The organism is Gardnerella sp. Marseille-Q9691, from assembly GCF_046507715.1.
GTDB lineage: Bacteria > Actinomycetota > Actinomycetes > Actinomycetales > Bifidobacteriaceae > Bifidobacterium > Bifidobacterium greenwoodii.
The window spans coordinates 356,730-374,742 of the sequence record NZ_JBKFXI010000001.1; the positions used below are offsets into that span (position 1 = coordinate 356,730).

Below are 18,013 nucleotides of genomic sequence, written 5' to 3' on the forward strand. Positions count from 1 at the left end.
AGAATTCTCCGCCGACCGAGTACTCCCAATCCATTTGTTATAATAGTCTATCCTCATTAATCAAAAACGGTTAATAATTCTTTAAATGGTATAAATTATTACAAATATAAAGCCTTACTGCAGAAAATACAGATTTGCTTTTGCATTTTATGCGGTTTATTTAAATAAAATTCATTTCTTAGTCATGCGAATATAGGATTTGAAGAGAATTTCCAAACGCTCGTCATTATTAGAGCAAGGCTTTGTAGCACCAAAAGCAACATCTACTATTTTGTCTAGTTCGTCGTGAGCTTTGCGCAAATCTGTTGGCATGCATGTTGGGTCATACAAGTCTGCTAATGATTGGCCTGGGTGATTCTCGCGCGCTTTAAGTACGGATTTACCTGCTTCAATAACTTTTGCTCGCATTTCGTTTGTAAGATCTGGAAGTGGAAGATTATTCCAAACGACTGTGTTGGAGAAGCTAGGGTCACTTTTTAATCTTCCACCAACAGCCTTTTGCCAAGCCATAAACATAGAAGATTCAATAATTCAAAATTAAATCCATCTGGGTCTATACATGTATAAACTTTGTCTCCAGCAATAATATTTGGCTCATATAAATCGCAAGTAGCATATTCGCGACGATTGGTAAATACGCGTGGAATAGCTAAATAATTAGTTTGCGGCTGAGCTTGTTGACCAAATAGCCATGCAGTTTTTGCCATAGCTTTTGTTGAACTAGCAGTGCTTATTTCACGCATTTGACGAACTTTTTCTATGCGTCGAGAGATGAATTTTGATTCACGCATTTCAGAAGGCTCAGCATCCACTAGCCATAAACACCATCGTTCAATATTATTAATAAGTTCTTTACCCATGCGGAACGGACGCACATATTTAGCAGCAATAGGGTCTTTCATTGCTTCATCATATTCTTCACGAGTATTAAGAATAAGATTACCGCCATCTCGCGGCATTGAACCAAAGTTTGCAATTGACAGCATTGGAGATAATGTTCCTAATTTCTGATTGCGCTTTTCTATAAAAACATTCGGAGAGTCAGAAAGATACCCATTTATATTGCTGCAAATTGTCATGATAGGTGTAGAATCGATGCTTTTATATCTAAAAAGTTTAAACTCAGACTTCTGCTGAGTCATTCCAATAATAACTACGTGAACATTTGCATTATCAGTAGATTCCGCATTCCATTTAAAAGTTTGATGTGCAAAATTAATATGCCAATTCAAACTTTTAAGAGTTTTAAATAAGAATGGGACTTGTATACCTTGCGATATGCTGTTTGTTGAGACAAAAGCGAACGCTGATTTTGTGCCATCTAAATAATGAGCAGCTTTATTAAACCAACAAGTTACATAATCAAGATTGCCATCATAGTTTTTTCCCCATATTCTTTTCATGTCTTCTGTTTGGTCTTCCGATTTCTTATTCCTACCAACAAACGGCGGATTTCCAATCACATACGAACACTTATCTGCAGAAAGCAAATCATTCCAGTCGTATTGCAAAGCATTTGCTCTAACAATATTTCCTGAATCATGCAAAGGAAGATGAGGCAAGGCACATCCTGCAATACTTTCAGTATCGTCTAAAGCTTGCTGCTCAGCAATCCATAATGCTGTTTTAGCAACGCACACAGCAAAATCGTTAATCTCAATACCGTGGAACTGATCAATGCTTACCTTTATGAGGCTATTTTTATCTCCTAAATCAACGTAACCTTGACCACCAAGCATAAGCTCAACCGCCCTATTTTCAAGCTTTCTTAAGCAAAGAAATGTCTCAGTCAAAAAATTTCCAGAACCGCACGCAGAATCCAAAAACTGAAGGCTTGCAAGCTTATTCTGATACTTCTCAAGTTTGTTATTACGAACCTTTTCTGAGATTGTTTTATCAATTTCAATTTGAGCAATCTCATTTTTTAGCTCGTCCAAAAATAGTGGGTCAATAAGTCTGTGAATATTCTTCACAGTAGTGTAATGCATTCCGCCTTTTCTACGCTGATCGTGACTCAGTGTTTCTTCCATTAAAGAGCCAAAAATAACAGGGCTGATTGTATGCCAATCAAAATCATCACCGGCGTGAAGAATAGCGTCTTTAATTGGCTCAGTGAGTTGAGGAATTTCAATATTCTCACGGAACAATCCACCATTTACGTATGGGAACTCTTGTAGCTCATCTTCAAGATACTTATCTCTATTTTCATCATCAGTATCAAGGGTATTAAATAAGTCAATAAGTTTCCTACGAAGGTCGCTAGCTTTAGCATTATGAATATAATTACTGAAAATATGATTCGTAAACAAGCCAGCATCTTCAGCATATAAGCAAAACACTATACGAACAGTTAGCAATGCTAAAGAATGATGTTCTTCTTCACTATCCGGATCTGCATACTGTTTCTCTAGCTCATTGTGCAAGTTAGCTACCAGCAATCCAGCTTTTTCAGAAAGCCGTTTTTCAATATAGTTGCGTGAACGATTTTCGCTAAAAATGTTACGGAATACTGTTAAATGTTCAGCAAGTTTATCTAACGTAAATTCTTCAACAGGTGACTTTTCGGCTCTAGGATCCTTCTCAATATCGTAGAAACGAAAAGTGTTGAAATTACAGGTGCAAATAAAAGTAGGCTTTTTGCTAGGCGGAAGATTGTCGGAATATCTCACAGCTTGCTCAGCTGGAGTAACAGAATCACCTTGACGTTCTTCAGGCTTATCAAGATCAACATTCTTACTTTTTTGCTCAACGAGAAAACTAGAATCAGGGCACAGCATATCAATGTACCCACGGTTAGCAGTACGATACTCAAACTCGGTATTGTTTATTGCGTCTGGAACATCCAAAACATTTTGCATAAGGTCAAGCCAAAACTTCTGCGTTTCTTGCTTTTCATCGCCGCGACCTTGCCAGCGCTCAATAAACTCGGCTGCCTTCTTGTGTTGATCTGCAATATTCATGCGTCTATTATCTAACTTGCTAGGGATTAGCTATGTGCTTATTGTTTTAACTTGCGCATAAAACCGCCTACATACCCAACCGCGCGTATCAAAACTGTTTCCTTAACGCAACAATTTTGATACACTTGCGTTATGTCTATTTTTGTGAATGATACTCTTCTTACGCGTGAGGAAGCTGCAGCCCAGCTAGCAGTTAGCACTCAAAGAGTTAGCGCATTATGCTCGAATCATTTACTAACAACATACACATTTGGAAGTAGGAAGATCTTAATTTCATTAGATTCCGTAAATCGTTATAAACAACAAAACTCTAAAAGCGGTAGGGCATATGCTCCGTCATTAGCTTTTGCAACATTGTTTATGCTTAGCGGTTGTGAAGTTTCATGGATCAATAGGCAACAGAAATATCGCATAGAAGAATATTTGCAATCGATTACCCCACAAGAGCTAGTTAATCGATCTAAAAATCGCGCGAAAACAATGGAATACTGGTGCAGAAAATCGCGTTTGGTAGAACTTTCAAAGCACTTAATACTTTCTGCTGCAACAGGAAATATGCATTCACAATTTCAACTTATAAAAACTGACAAAATAGAAGGATATGTAAGCAGTAACAATTTAGTGGATTTAATAAATGAGTTTCATCTTAAAGATAAAGAAGACGGCGTAGATAGTTCAATAATCAACGTTAAACTTCGCGTTATTGAAGATTCTAAAGTTTTCGATTTCATTAACCAAAATGTTCCTTCACGCATTACTGAAGAAACTCGAGTAACATCGACAAAATCCTTTATGTCGATTGCAGTGTGTGCTGCAGATTTGGCCGAATCTCTTGACGTTCGCGAGCGCCAAGCAGGATTAAGCAAACTCTCGGAACTGCTTACTGAATACAATCTAGCAAAATAAAGTGTTATATGCGAAAATGCGCAAAGCTAATCTTGTGAATATTCTGGTCTATAAGCCACAATCCAAACACCGTTAAAAACTCAGTCAACGAACTGAGATAGTAACGGTAATAAGCAAAACACCGTTATTTTCTCAGTCAAGTATCTGAGAAAGTAACGGTAATCGCCCAAACACTGTTAAAAACTCAGCTAACCAACTGAGAAAGTAACACTTGCGCTCGCAAATGTTCCAATACTATACGCATAACAAACCTCCAACCAACACGCGCAAACACCACCAAACGACACGCCAAATAGGCGAGGGCTTGCATTTGAGAATATTTCGGGTATAGTAGTTACTCGTGCTTCGGCGCTGACATTGGTCAGTAAAGTTGCATTGCGGACATAGCTTAGTTGGTAAAGCGCAACCTTGCCAAGGTTGAGACCGCGGGTTCGAGTCCCGTTGTCCGCTCTAGGTCCGATGAGTTATTCGACCTTACGGTGGGTTAGCCAAGCGGTTAGGCAGCGGCCTGCAAAGCCGTATAGATGAGTTCGACTCTCGTACCCACCTCGATTAAGCTTCATGCTTAATAAACAACCTGGGCGGTTGGCGCAGTGGTAGCGCACTTCCCTGACACGGAAGGGGTCACAAGTTCGAACCTTGTATCGCCCACTCGAAAGGATTGCCTTTCACGCATAATTAAAAAAATTTTGGGTGATTGGCGCAGCGGCTAGCGCACTTCCTTCACACGGAAGGGGTCATAGGTTCGATTCCTATATCACCCACAATAGGTACGCAGTGTAAAAGCACTGCGTTTTTTGTTTTTGTTACTCGATTTTTGGCCCATAACCACTTATAACCCTTACAACCCCTATACCGCTATAACCCAGATTTCGCCGCTTGACCCTACTTTCCACCAATTACCAACGCTTACCCAACCATAAACCTTGCGACATTCCATATTTGCATTTAATTAAATAATTAACTAGAATATCATTTTGTTTTGCGGACATAGCTTAGTTGGTAAAGCGCAACCTTGCCAAGGTTGAGACCGCGGGTTCGAGTCCCGTTGTCCGCTCCACTTTTTTAGTATTTTGTTTATGAAATCGTGTTTCCATAATTGCTACTAGCATCGATTTTGAAAGAATGGGAATTTATGGCTGACGACGTACAATCTACCAATCAGACGACTTCTAACGAAGATAGTATGTCTACAATGGTAGATGCCATCAATTCCTTATGGTTAGAAGGCAAAGTTACTTCTATTCCAAACTTTGCAAAGCATAATATTTTCAGCGATTTTCCAAATCTTCCTTCTAATACTCAGGTTGGATGGTTTAGAATTCCTGGAAAATCCTTCTGCATTTCGATTGGATTAGTTAAAAATGACGGAAAGCTTTTTCGTCAACTTGCTATTGCAGATTCAGAAGGTAGAGTTTACACGGGTGACAAAGTAACTCTTGAAGATACGTTTGAACGTCTTCCGCAACTTTCTTTTATTGAGCAATCTTCTTTTACTTTACGAAATACAACTCGTTTTTATGGAAGTTTAAAAGTACCTAAATCGAATAATATTTCAAAAAAATTCCGCAATATTTTGCAAAGTTTAAAAAACTTGCCAAGCCTGTGCTTAAAAAATAAAAACGCAGCCAACTTAGCCAACGGAAGTGCGGCAATCGCCAACAACAATATTTCTATAGTAAATGGCGATATTGTTATGCAAGTTTCTTTAGAAGACGGCTTGCATCAGGTTGCTTCATGGCTGTGCTGCACAATTGGAAAGCATAAAAGGTATACGCTTGAAAGTACGCGCGTAAAATTACCTGATTCTTTGCGCTGCAATCTTACTTACGAGAATGCTATTGCAACAACATTTTTCGCAACATTTTTCATACCAGATTTAAATCAAAACTTAATAGGTTTTGGATATTCGCACGTTCTAAGAAGATTGCATACTGAAGCACCTCTTGGCGCAATAAGAAGAAGCTCTGCAGATATTGCGCACGCAAGAAAAGTTGGATTGCAAGTTTCCGGCTTAGAAAGCTACTATGAGCGCGTTATGAAAGAGGTTGGAGCATTAGATCCAACTAGAAGCTTAGAAGCCGTTCATGGCGCAGAAAGACTACATTTTAGACAAGCTCAACAAACTTCTGCACATTACTTAATTTGGGACGATTCTTTAGATCCTTCAGCAGCACTAAAAGTTTTAAGAATTGAAGGAGCGCTAAATCGTTTACAAGCCATATACCAGTTCTTGCAAGCTAATTCTTTGCAGGGTGGAAAAAATTTTGAAGACAACGTTAGCTTAGAGCGCATTGCTGCTATAGATAACGCTATGATTGAAAACCCTGCTTTTAACGCTTGCGAATCTTTTGATACGCCAAGTTTCGCAAATCCTTTACAAGACGATAGTATTCGTCCTTTGCTTCACTTATGGAATAAGGCTAGAAAATATCAGCAGTCTGCAACATTTTTGAAGCAGAACGATGCGGGAGAGTGGCTGTACCGTCAATCTCTTTCTAAGCTTATTAGAAGCTTATACATGCCGTTTAGATTCGATGCAGATTTTCGCTCTAATCTAAACGATGGCAATGTTGCGATTGCTTTCACTTCTACAGGATCGTCGCTAATGCCTACAAGCAAATACGATACTTTAGAGCATAAGTGGCATAAGCTAAGCAATGTTGAAAAGTCGCGTATGGCAACATATTACAATCTGCGATTCGGCATTATGCTTGCAACGCTCGCCTTTGGTGCAAGCGAAAAAATACAGCATGTTTCAATTAGACTTGATTCTATTGGTTTAGAAGAGATGGTTGCAGCACAAGATAATGCAATAAGTACGCTACTAAACCGCACTATTCAAGCATTAGACAATATGAATGTAAATAATGCGCCTTCAAAGGGTGATCCAAAAGACGGTGACGTTCATGGAGACCCTTCACAAATCCAGGATTTGCAACACTTACCGCTTGCAGAAGTTGTTGAAGGTGCACAATCTTTAGTTGATTCTAAGACGGAATCTAAAGCAGATTCAAACTCAAATCCTTTAGCTGCTTTTAGCGAGCCTCCAGAAATACGTACGCTAATGACAGTAACGTTTGAACGCGAAAAATTTATTAAACATATTCGTGCTCACGGTTTGCAAAATCCAATGGAAATATATAAGCAATCTAATGCAACAATGAGCATGCGCGAAGACTACACTTTAGGCTCAGTAGAAGCATCATTCGATATGCACGATACTTGCTTCGCGCCTATAGGAGCGCAAGAAGAGCCTGAGTTTTCAGACACAATATTTAGCGAAGAACAAGAAGAAATACTTGGAACATCACACGCACAAGGATTATCGATTCAACGAGAAGACCTTTTGCAGCAAGCTGTTACAGACTTCCACCATATTGCATCTCAGCCAATTCAAACAACAGCAGAAAAAGCTAGAGAAGCAATGAATATTATTGAGCAAATTGCAGATCCTGAGCTTAGTGAAAAAGCAGACAGTGTAACAAGAGCTCTTATTGATGAAACAGACATACCTGAACTTTCATTCAAAGCTTCGCAAAACATACGAAATATGCGTATTCGAGCCCAAGAGCAACTTATGGAAGGCGATATTAGCACTGCAATAGAAGAATACGAGAAGAATATTGCTAAATTCGACTCAATGTTTGCGGTAGAAAATGTTGTTCCACGCTACTTTAACTCATATGCGGAAAGAGTTGTGTACAATCACATATTTGCAACACCAGAAGAGCATACACTACTTATTCCAGACGGATTGTTCTACGCGCACATGGAGTTAGCAGACTTACTTTCGCAATTGAATAAGCATGAGGCTGCATTAAAGCACTTAAACACGATGGTTGCTTACGCTCCAACATACGCACTATCTCACTTAAAGCTTGCGGCAGAATTATCTCAAAAAGAAGACTGGTCATCTGTTATAGCAGCATGCTTAAACGCTTTGAGAGTATCTTTCGACAAAGATGATGCAGCATTCGCATACTATCGACTAGCGTACGCTGCATGGATGCAAGACAGGTTTGCACTCGCCGCAAGCGCGTATCGTATGTCTGATTATTTAGCCCCAGGAAGAATAGAACCATTGCAAATGGAACTAGAAGAACTGCTATCTAGAATGCGCTCGCAGTGTTATAAAGCTCCGGCTAATATGGACGATGTGAAGCAGAATTTTATGAATGACGATATTCCTGTTTGGCCAAATATTGAAGCCAGCCATATTATTGGCAGAGCTGCAAAACTTACGGTTGATGAAGGAATGTTTGTTATTGCAAGAACTTTGTGCGTTGCTAATATTCGCATGACTTCAAACGAAGATTTGGAAGGCGCTGTGCAATCTCAATTCTTGCGTTCACTAAATGCTTAAGATGCTAAATAGCGTAGTAGATTACGCTAAATATTTGGGTTGAAAGGGGATTTTATGAGTGCTGCTTACAATGATGCAGCGTCACAAAGCTCTCAATGGACGCTTTTTGACGATTTTGATGAGCCAGCTGTAACTGATGAAGCGCACTCTAATGCTCATATTTGGAATCCTAATGTTGACACAGATGAGTGGATTCATAAACTAGAACCTACCGATGCTGACGCTTTAGCTCTTTCAAATCTACAGCCTACATCTCTTACTACTGAACAGGCTGCACGCTTGTGGGCAAAATTAGCAGCGTGGGCACAATCTGATCAAATTGCCTACTATGTTGAAGATGCTCCAACAAGCTCGGATGCAGCTTATGATGCTCGTATACGAGCGTTGAGTGCTCTGGAATCAGCTTTCCCAACACTTGACACTCCACAATCTCCAACGCACCGCGTAGGTGGAACTTTTTCCAACGATTTTACTTCTGTAAAACATCCTTCGCGAATGATGAGCTTGGACGATGTGTTTTCTATTGACGAATTACACGATTGGTATAACAGTGTTCTTCGAGATTTGCAATGGCCTGAATCCAAGCCGCTTCCTATGACATGCGAAGTAAAAATTGACGGTCTTGCGTTAAATCTTATTTACAGAAACGGCACTCTTGAGCAGGGTCTTACTAGAGGAGATGGAGTCACAGGCGAAGATATTTCTCTTAATGTTAGGACGATTGAAGCAATACCAACTCAGCTTCATGCTGAAAATCCTGACGATATTCCTGAATTTGTTGAAATTCGCGGCGAAGTTTTTATGAAATGGGCTGATTTTCGTAAGCTTAACGAGGAGCAGGAAGACGCTGGAAAAGCAGCTTTTGCAAATCCTAGAAACGCTGCTGCAGGTTCGCTTCGTCAAAAAGATCCACGCATTACCGCAACTCGTCATTTAAGCTTCTTCGCACACGGCTTGGGGGAGCTTCGCTGGAAATCAAACTCAAGTCATGCTAATAGTGAAACAACTTTTAACCAGTCTGACGCATACAATTTTTACAAACAGTGGGGTGTTCCAGTTTCTCCATACACGCGTAGGGTAACTAATTTTGCCGAAATACAAGACATGATTGATTATTATGGCGAGCATAGGGCAAATATTTTGCACGCATTGGATGGAATTGTTGTAAAAGTTGATGACCGCGCATTGCAGCGCAATCTTGGAGCAACTTCAAGAGCCCCAAGATGGGCTATTGCATATAAGTATCCTCCGGAGGAAGTTAATACTTATTTGAAGGATATTGTTGTTCAGGTTGGAAGAACAGGAAGAGTTACGCCTGTGGCAATTCTTGAGCCTGTAACTGTTGCAGGATCTACTATTTCCAGAACAACTCTTCATAACGCTTACGAAGTTGAGCATAAAAACGTGCTTATTGGCGATACCGTTGTGGTTCGAAAAGCTGGAGATGTTATTCCTGAATTAGTTGGGCCTGTTTTAAAAGCACGAGAAGGCCGTGAAAACCAATTACGAAAATTTGTTATGCCTGAGTATTGCCCTTCCTGCGGAACAAAATTAGCTCCAGCAAAACAGGGAGATAAAGATATTCGCTGTCCTAATGTGGAAAACTGCCCAGCTCAGCTTACTGAACGTATTATTCACCTGGCTTCTAGGCAGGCTTTTGATATTGAGAATTTGGGAGATAACGCCGCTTTAGCTCTTACAAATCCTGAAGATTCTAGGCCATCTACCGCTGAAGTTTACTGCCCAGATATTGATAAGATTGTGGTTCAAAGAGGCTCAATGCAGCAGCCTTATGTTCCTCCTGCTAATTTAACGTTACCTAAGCCTCAAATTCCTGTGCTTAAAAGCGAATCTGGAATTTTTAGCATAACAGCTAACGATTTACAAAATGTTATGGTTTGGAAGGAAATTCCGCTTGTTGAAGAATGGCAAGAAGTAGGAAAAGACGGAAAATTAAAAAAGCATACTCGAAAAATTGGGGGATCTGGTCTTTGGAGGCAAGTGCGAGCATTCTGGACGCGCACAATTGAAGCAAAATTTGCTGAATCTTCTAGCCAAAACATTGATGCTGAAGCTTTGGATCAGAACAGTGAATTTGATTCTAAATATCCAGAATTTCAGGTTCCAAAAGATGCTCAAGTAGTTTTTTGGAAAACTAAACGAGCTTCAAATAACTCAAAAGAAACAATTAACGTTCCGTGGTACACAAGACCATCGGAAACTACTCGCAGCATGCTTGAAGAAATAGCCCAAAAAGGCAAAAATGCTGCCCTGTGGCGCGTTTTGGTTGCACTTTCTATTCGTAGACTAGGTCCACCAACAGCGCGTCTTATAGCGGCAAAATTAGGATCTTTAGAAAATATTGCAAATACTTCAGTTGAAGAACTTACTCAGATTGATGGCGTTGGTCCAGAAATTGCTCAAGCTGTTTATGACTGGTTTAAGCAAGCAAAAGATAGTAGCAACTGGAGATTTGAAGTTTTGCACGCTTGGCAAGAAGCAGGGGTGGTCGGGAAAGTTGAAACATCATCCCTTGATCAAACTCTAGTTGGTAAAACTGTTGTTGTAACAGGATCTTTGCAAGGCTTTAGTAGGGATGAAGCAAAGGAAGCAATAGTGTCTCGAGGCGGTAAAGCTTCAGGATCAGTTAGTAAAAACACGTACTGCGTAATTTTGGGAGAAAATGCTGGTTCTAAAGCAACCAAAGCTCAGGAACTTTCTATTCCAATGCTTAACGAAAAGCAGTTTAGCGTTCTTTTGGAAACTGGAAGCGTGGAAGAAGCTCTACAAAAAGCTAGCGAAAATTCTCTTGATATTAATGACTAAGGAATCATAACATAAATGAACACGAGCGAACTCGAAACACGCGTTTACGATTTGCTGGGTAGCGTTATTGATCCAGAATTAGGCCGTTCGGTTACAGAACTAAATATGGTAACTGGCGTTAGTGTTAGTGAAGCTGAAAATTTAGATGCTTCTAAACCGGTTTATAACGTAAGAATAAAGCTTGAACTTACTGTACCAAACTGCCCATTGGCTGAAATTATTACAGAACGAGTAAAAGAAGCTGTATCTAAATATCCTCAAGCAACTCTTATACCACATGTTACTTCTAGCGCAATGAGTAAAGATAAGCTAGAAAAACTAGTAGAAGATTTGAAGGCTGAGCGCAGAGAAAATCCTTTTAACAAAGCTGGTACGCGTACGAAAATTTTTGCTATTGCTTCAGGAAAAGGCGGCGTTGGAAAATCTTCTATAACCGCTAATTTGGCCGCAACTTTTGCAGCTTTAGGATACGATACTGCAGCAATCGACGCGGACGTATACGGTTTTTCTTTGCCTCGCATGTTTGGAGTAAACTCTCAGCCAACTAATCTTAACGGCATGCTTATGCCAGTTGTCTCTTGGGGAGTAAAGCTTATTTCAATCGGCATGTTTGCTGGAACTGATCGTGCTATTTTGTGGAGAGGACCGCGTTTACAGCGTTCGCTAGAACAGTTTCTTTCAGACGTTTGGTGGGGAAGTCCAGATGTTCTTTTGCTTGATTTAGCACCTGGTACAGGAGATATGGCACTTGCTGTGGCTCAAACTTTACCAAACGTTGAGCTTGTTGTTGTTACAACACCTCAACCTAGTGCGTCGGATGTGGCGGTTAGGGCAGGTCTTATGGCTTTGCAAATTCCTGTGAGTGTTCGAGGAGTTGTTGAAAATATGAGCTGGTTTGAAAATAATGGCGAGCGCTTGGAAATATTCGGCTCCGGAGGCGGAAAAAGAGTTAGCGAACAGCTTTGTGAAGCTCTTCATACTAATGTTCCTCTTTTAGCTCAGCTTCCTCTTGACCCAACTCTTAGAGAAATTGGCGAAGCAGGACGTCCTGCGGTTCTAAACGAAGATGGCAAGTTAGATAATTCACAGCTTGCTAATACTTTTGTGAAACTTGCTAAATCTTTAATGGAAGAATCTAATCAAAAATAAATATGGGGCCGCTTGATTTTTCAAGAAACCCCATATTTTTATTTAATTTATAAAACTAATTTATAAAACTAATTACTTAACAGCATTAAGCCACTGTTCTTTAGTTGCTTTTTCAGCTTCCAACTTAGCTTTACGCTTCCTGTCAGTTTCTTTAGCAATAGCAGCGTTAAGCTCTTCGAGCTGCGCTTCCAATTGCAAAGCAAAGCTGGACTTACGAGCGTTAGCTTCAGGATCAGCATCTCTCCAAGCAGCCTCTTCAACAGCCTTAATCTTCTTATCAACATCATTCAAGCGAGCCTCAATGCGACGCATATCTTCTCGAGGAACAAAGCCAATCGCATCCCACTCTTCTTGAATTTCAGACAAAGCTTTACGAGCCTTCTTAGCAGCTTCCTCATTTTCTACAGGCAGCAACGCTTCTGCTTTTACAAGCAAAGCTTCCTTCTTAACGAGATTCTCATGCTCTCCAGCATTCAACTTTTCGCGATCAGCCTGTCGAGCATGGTAGAAAGCATCAGCAGCCTCACGGAACTTAGCCCACAAAGCATCATCATGCTGACGTCCAGCATTACCAGCCTTCTTCCAACGATCCATCAAAGCGTTAAACTTAGTAGAAGTTTCACGCCAGTCAGTTGAATCCTTCAAGCTTTCAGCTTCAGCAATAATAGCTTCCTTAAGCTGCTTAGCGTTATTACGCACGTGCTCACGTTCTTTAACCCAAGAATTACGAGCCTGGGAGAATGCGGAACGAGCCTTAGAGAAACGCTGCCACAAAGCGTCTGCATCAGCCTTATTCAAATGAATAGTAGTGCGCTGATGTTCCTGCCATTCGTCGAAAAGAGAGCGAAGCTTATCGTTAAGCTCGCGCCAATTTGTTGAATCGCCCATTTTAGCAACCAATGCTTCAGCGCGTTCTACAATATTTGCACGCTCTGTCAAAGCTTTTTCAAGAGCCTCTTTACGAGCTTTTGCAATTTCTTCTTTCTTTTCATCTCCCTTTGCTTTAAGCTCGGCGTGTCGCGCACGCAAAGCAGCAAGATCACCAACGGCTGCAGGCTCAGCTAATTCTTCTTGCAAAGTGTTAAGCGTTTCATCAATTTCCTTCACTTTTACGTTGGTTGATTCCAACCTTTTAGCGAATAAATCAAGCTTAATCTTCAAATCAAGGTAGCGGTGAATGTAGAAAGTCAATGCTTCTTCAGGAGTTCCAGTGGAGTATTGACCAACCTCACGTTCAGTACCGTTTTCAGTAACATAAACAGTGCCATTTTCATCAACACGGCCAAAGTTTTTTGCGGATTTAATATCCTCTTCGCTATAAGAAATAGTTGGTGCTTGAGCAACAACACGAGTCTTATGCGCGAAGCTCGCAGGCGATGGAGCAAGTGGCTTTGGCGCGGTAGTAGTTTTAGTAGTTTCTTCAGGTTTAGTCTGTTCGGTCACGGTCGACTCCTTACAGCAGATGCACGGTAACAATGTTACGAATAAGTATGACGGTAAGCCATGATTTTTCCGCAACACCACCTATTATAGTGGACATGGTACAAGGCTCATCTATATCAGGTTTCCCTGAATGGCTTCCTAGTGAACGCGCTGTTGAACAGCGAGTAGTAGATACACTTCGAGAAGTCTTTGAACTAAACGGTTTTATTGGCATAGAAACGCGCGCCGTAGAACAGGGTTCAAGTTTGTTGAAAAAAGGCGAAACAAGTAAAGAAATTTATTTATTGTCAAGATTGCAAGAAGTTGGTCACGAATCTGACACTCCTGTGGAAGAACGAATTGGCTTGCATTTTGATTTAACAGTTCCGCTTAGCCGTTACGTTGTTGAACATACTGGAGATTTAACATTCCCGTTTAAACGCTGGCAAATGCAAAAGGTTTGGCGAGGGGAGCGTCCTCAAGAAGGTCGTTTCCGCGAGTTTGTTCAAGCAGATATTGATGTTGTTGGCAACGGAGAACTTCCTTCTCATTACGAAGTTGAATTGCCTTTGGTTATGGTTGAAGCTCTTGAACGATTGAGAGAATTTGGTTTACCAAAAGCTACAGTTCACGCAAATAATCGTAAGCTTTCCGAAGGTTTTTACCGCGGTATTGGTTTAACAGATATTGAAGGTGTTCTTCGCGAAATCGACAAGCTAGACAAAATTGGTGCAGAAGAAGTATCTAAACTTCTTATAAAAGAGTGCGGAGCTAATGAGTCTCAAGCTGCTGCCTGCTTAGAATTAGCTGAGCTTACTGCAAAAACTGGGGAAGAACTAAAGTCTAGCTTTGAATCTTTATGCAATAAACACAATATTTCTACGAGCGAAGATAACGAATCGTACGCTTTGGCTACAGAAGGTGTTGAAACGCTCGCAATGATTGTTGACGAAGCTGCACGAATTCGTCCGGGCGCTGTTGTTGCAGATTTGAAGATTGCTAGAGGACTTGACTACTACACTGGTTCCGTTTACGAAACTTTCCTCGATAATGCAGCATCTTTAGGCTCTATTTGCTCTGGCGGCCGCTACGATAATCTTGTTTCTCAAGGCAAAAAGAAGTATCCAGGCGTCGGTCTTTCTATTGGATTGTCTCGCTTGGTTTCTTACATGCTTCATAGCGCTGGCGCTACAGTTTCTAGAATTTCTCCTGCAGCAGTTCTTGTGTCAGTTTGGAATGAGGAAGATCGTCCTGCATGCAATGAGATTGCTAGGAAGCTTCGCGAGCGCGGTATTGCAACAGATGTTGCACCAACTGCAGCAAAGCTCGGTAAGCAAATCAAGTATGCAGATAAGCTGGGTATTCCTTACGTATGGTTCCCAGCAGACAGCACCGAGTCTGAGTCTTCCAAAGACGAGGTAAAAAATATTATTACTGGCGAGCAGACGGTAGCAGACGCCACGTCGTGGCAACCGGATACTGTTTATGCCCGGCAGACAGTTTCTTGCGCTAAATAATATTCGTGCGAAATTGCTTGAATATTAAGCGCAATTTATGTCAACAAAAATGAATACACCATTATTAGAACGTAGAGGAAGTGGACTTATGAGCCAGACGGCGTATCGTACACATCATGCCGTTGAAGTGACTGAAGAATTAGTCGGGCAAAAAGTAACCATTGCTGGTTGGGTTGATCGTCGCCGTGACCACGGTGGCGTTGCCTTTGTTGATGTCCGTGATAACACAGGCTTGGTGCAGGTTGTTATTTATGATGAGGAAACTGCACGCCCGCTTAGAAGCGAGTTTGTTGTGCAGGTAACCGGCGAGGTTCGCTTGCGCCCGGATGGTAATGAGAACGACCACTTAGCAACAGGTAAAATTGAGATTGTTGCTCAAACTGTTACAATTCTCGCTAAATCCGACGCTCTTCCATTCCAGGTTTCTACTGCTTTGGAAAACGAGTCCGAAAACAAGCTTCCTAGCGAAGATGTTCGTTTGAAGTATCGCTACCTTGATTTGCGTCGCCCATCTATGCAGCGCAATCTAAAGCTTCGTTCTAACATGGCTAAGGCCGCTCGTCACGCTTTGGAAGATATGGACTTTACGGAAGTTGAAACTCCAACCTTTATTAAGTCCACTCCAGAAGGCGCTCGAGACTTTGTTGTTCCAGCACGTTTAGTTCCAGGCTCTTGGTATGCGCTTCCGCAGTCTCCACAGCTCTTAAAGCAGCTTCTCATGGTTTCTGGCGTTGAACGCTACTATCAGCTTGCTCGCTGCTACCGTGATGAAGACTTCCGTGCTGATCGTCAGCCTGAGTTCACTCAGCTCGATATGGAAATGAGCTTTGCAAGTCAGGAAGATGTTATGGCTATGGCCGAGCGCGTTATTGCTGCTATTTGGAAGGAAGCAGGCCACGAAATCACTCTTCCTTTGCCTCGTATTACTTGGCAGGAAGCAATGGATAAGTATGGTTCCGATAAGCCAGATTTGCGTTTTGGAAACCCACTTATTGAGTTGACTGACTTCTTTAAGAACACTCCATTCCGCGTGTTCCAAGCTTCCTACGTTGGAGCTGTGCTGTTTAAGGGCGGTGCTGCAACTCCGCGTCGCCAGTTTGACGCATGGCAGGATTGGGCTAAGCAGCGTGGAGCTAAAGGTTTGGCTTACGTAGTCTTCGGCGAAGACGGCGAGCTTAAAGGCCCTGTTGCTAAGAATCTTAGCGAAGAAGAGCGCGCAGGACTTAAAGAAGCTGTTGGAGCAGAAGATGGCGACGCAGTATTCTTTGCAGCAGGCTCTCGTGAGTCTTCCCAGCTTTTGCTTGGCGCAGTTCGCGTAGAACTTGCAAGCCGCGCAGGATTGCTTCACCCAGATGAGTTTGCTTTTACTTGGGTTGTTGACTTCCCACTGTTTAAGCGCACTGATGATCCAGACGATGACGATGTTGCAGTTGGTCACTCCAAGTGGACTTCTATGCACCATCCGTTCACAATGCCATCTGCTGATTGGATTGATAAATTCGATAAAGATCCAGAGCATGCAATGAGCGATTCTTACGATATTGTGTGCAACGGTAATGAGATGGGCGGCGGCTCTGTTCGTATTCACCGCGACGATATTCAAGACCGCGTTCTTAACGTTCTTGGAATCGACAAGGCTGAAGCTGACGAAAAGTTCGGATTCTTGCTTGAAGCTTTCAAGTACGGTGCTCCACCTCACGCTGGTATTGCTTTGGGCTGGGATCGTACTGCTGCAATTTTGGCAGGCGCAAGCTCAATTCGCGACGTAATCGCCTTCCCTAAGGCTGGCGGCGGTAGAGACCCTCTAACTGGCGCTCCAGCTCCAATTTCTGACGAACAGCGCGCAGAAACTGGCGTAGACTACGATCCAGAAGAAGACGAGTAAATAAAACCTACTCGTAACATATTGTTACAAAGCCGTTGATTGTTGATTTAATAATCCTCAATCAGCGGCTTTTTGTAACCTAAGAGTAACAAAACGTAACGGCGGCGATAAATAACCGTAACACAGCTTAGCTAGACTTCTTTTTATGGATAAGCAAGTATCAAAGTCAGATCCAAACGCCGAGGATATGACTAATAGCACTTCTAAAGTGCTCAAAGCGGCAAATCCCCTTGTAGAATTAAGCCATGTCGAAAAGCATTTCGGAAAATTACATGTGCTTAAAGATATTAATCTCACTGTCAATAAGGGCGAAGTTCTCGTTATTATTGGCCCATCCGGTTCTGGAAAATCAACAATGTGCCGTACAATCAACCGTCTTGAAACAATTGATTCGGGAGATATTCGCATAGACAGCAAGCCACTTCCACAGGAAGGCAAAGAGCTTGCAGCCTTGCGCGCAGAAGTTGGAATGGTATTCCAGTCATTTAATCTTTTTGCAAACAAAACGATTCTTGAAAACGTCACTCTTGCACCAATGAAAGTTCGTCACATGGATCAGCAAAGCGCTGAAACTCTTGCCATGGAATTACTCACTAGAGTAGGCGTAGACAATCAGGCTAATAAAATGCCTTCGCAACTTTCAGGCGGACAGCAGCAGCGCGTAGCAATCGCTCGAGCGCTCGCAATGCAACCAAAAGTTATGCTTTTTGACGAACCAACTTCCGCACTCGACCCAGAAATGGTTAACGAAGTACTGGATGTTATGGTTGAGCTTGCAAAAGAAGGCATGACAATGATTTGTGTTACGCACGAAATGGGCTTTGCTCGTAAAGCTGCTGACAGAATTGTGTTTATGGCCGATGGTCAAATCCTCGAACAGGGTACTCCAGATGAATTCTTCGAGCATCCAAAAACTGATCGAGCAAAAGATTTCCTTTCCAAGATTCTTACGCACTAATAGCGCTTTTTTCAATTTCGTTTT

Annotated in this window: 8 protein-coding genes, 5 tRNA genes and 1 pseudogene; 12 read left to right on the forward strand and 2 right to left on the reverse strand. The window is 41.6% G+C overall.

The genetic code is table 11. The features are described from left to right. Positions 1-171: 171 nt before the first annotated feature. Positions 172-2,954: pseudogene (locus tag ACLD6A_RS01485) on the reverse strand (class I SAM-dependent DNA methyltransferase). A 138-nt stretch (positions 2,955-3,092) separates the two neighbouring features. Between ACLD6A_RS01485 and ACLD6A_RS01490 the strand changes: the two are divergent. The 9 genes from ACLD6A_RS01490 to ACLD6A_RS01530 all read left to right on the forward strand — a co-directional run bounded on the left by ACLD6A_RS01490 (position 3,093) and on the right by ACLD6A_RS01530 (position 12,207). Then, positions 3,093-3,866: a DNA-binding protein gene (locus ACLD6A_RS01490; RefSeq protein WP_410313387.1), complete on the forward strand. Its 774-nt coding sequence runs from the start codon at positions 3,093-3,095 to the stop codon at positions 3,864-3,866. Between the two features lie 377 nt (positions 3,867-4,243). Beyond that, positions 4,244-4,316: transfer RNA gene (locus ACLD6A_RS01495), tRNA-Gly, on the forward strand. 28 nt (positions 4,317-4,344) lie between these two features. Next, a tRNA-Cys gene (locus ACLD6A_RS01500) sits at positions 4,345-4,415 on the forward strand. Between the two features lie 30 nt (positions 4,416-4,445). Then, positions 4,446-4,517: transfer RNA gene (locus tag ACLD6A_RS01505), tRNA-Val, on the forward strand. 40 nt (positions 4,518-4,557) lie between these two features. Then, positions 4,558-4,630, forward strand: a tRNA-Val gene (locus ACLD6A_RS01510). Positions 4,631-4,850: 220 nt separating this feature from the next. Continuing rightward, positions 4,851-4,926: transfer RNA gene (locus ACLD6A_RS01515), tRNA-Gly, on the forward strand. 75 nt (positions 4,927-5,001) lie between these two features. Then, positions 5,002-8,232 (forward strand): tetratricopeptide repeat protein, encoded by a 3,231-nt coding sequence (locus tag ACLD6A_RS01520; protein WP_410313388.1) that lies wholly within the window; start codon positions 5,002-5,004, stop codon positions 8,230-8,232. A gap of 54 nt (positions 8,233-8,286) precedes the next feature. Beyond that, the gene (gene ligA / locus ACLD6A_RS01525) at positions 8,287-11,058 is read left to right on the forward strand and encodes an NAD-dependent DNA ligase LigA (protein ID WP_410313389.1); all 2,772 of its coding nucleotides are present in this window, start codon (positions 8,287-8,289) and stop codon (positions 11,056-11,058) included. Between the two features lie 15 nt (positions 11,059-11,073). Next, complete coding sequence (locus ACLD6A_RS01530) at positions 11,074-12,207, forward strand: Mrp/NBP35 family ATP-binding protein (protein WP_410313390.1); 1,134 nt, start codon at positions 11,074-11,076, stop codon at positions 12,205-12,207. Positions 12,208-12,279: 72 nt separating this feature from the next. On the opposite strand, the gene ACLD6A_RS01535 is transcribed toward ACLD6A_RS01530, so the two are convergent. Then, complete coding sequence (locus tag ACLD6A_RS01535) at positions 12,280-13,650, reverse strand: DUF349 domain-containing protein (RefSeq protein WP_410313391.1); 1,371 nt, start codon at positions 13,648-13,650, stop codon at positions 12,280-12,282. Between the two features lie 95 nt (positions 13,651-13,745). Between ACLD6A_RS01535 and hisS the strand changes: the two genes are divergently transcribed. The 3 genes from hisS (at position 13,746) to ACLD6A_RS01550 (ending at position 17,989) form a co-directional block, all read left to right on the forward strand. Next, positions 13,746-15,146: a histidine--tRNA ligase gene (hisS, locus tag ACLD6A_RS01540; RefSeq protein WP_410313609.1), complete on the forward strand. Its 1,401-nt coding sequence runs from the start codon at positions 13,746-13,748 to the stop codon at positions 15,144-15,146. A gap of 88 nt (positions 15,147-15,234) precedes the next feature. Further along, positions 15,235-17,031 (forward strand): aspartate--tRNA ligase, encoded by a 1,797-nt coding sequence (gene aspS / locus ACLD6A_RS01545; protein ID WP_019261015.1) that lies wholly within the window; start codon positions 15,235-15,237, stop codon positions 17,029-17,031. Between the two features lie 187 nt (positions 17,032-17,218). Continuing rightward, positions 17,219-17,989 carry an amino acid ABC transporter ATP-binding protein gene (locus tag ACLD6A_RS01550; protein ID WP_029600181.1) on the forward strand — a complete coding sequence of 257 codons (771 nt, stop codon included), beginning with the start codon at positions 17,219-17,221 and terminating at the stop codon, positions 17,987-17,989. Positions 17,990-18,013 lie beyond the last annotated feature (24 nt).

Coding starts and splice junctions, on each gene's coding strand:
- ACLD6A_RS01520 (WP_410313388.1), top strand. CDS start 5,002: ATGGCTGACGACGTACAATCTACCAATCAGACGACTTCTAACGAAGAT.
- ACLD6A_RS01550 (WP_029600181.1), top strand. CDS start 17,219: ATGACTAATAGCACTTCTAAAGTGCTCAAAGCGGCAAATCCCCTTGTA.
- ACLD6A_RS01530 (WP_410313390.1), top strand. CDS start 11,074: ATGAACACGAGCGAACTCGAAACACGCGTTTACGATTTGCTGGGTAGC.
- hisS (WP_410313609.1), top strand. CDS start 13,746: ATGGTACAAGGCTCATCTATATCAGGTTTCCCTGAATGGCTTCCTAGT.
- aspS (WP_019261015.1), top strand. CDS start 15,235: ATGAGCCAGACGGCGTATCGTACACATCATGCCGTTGAAGTGACTGAA.
- ACLD6A_RS01490 (WP_410313387.1), top strand. CDS start 3,093: ATGTCTATTTTTGTGAATGATACTCTTCTTACGCGTGAGGAAGCTGCA.
- ligA (WP_410313389.1), top strand. CDS start 8,287: ATGAGTGCTGCTTACAATGATGCAGCGTCACAAAGCTCTCAATGGACG.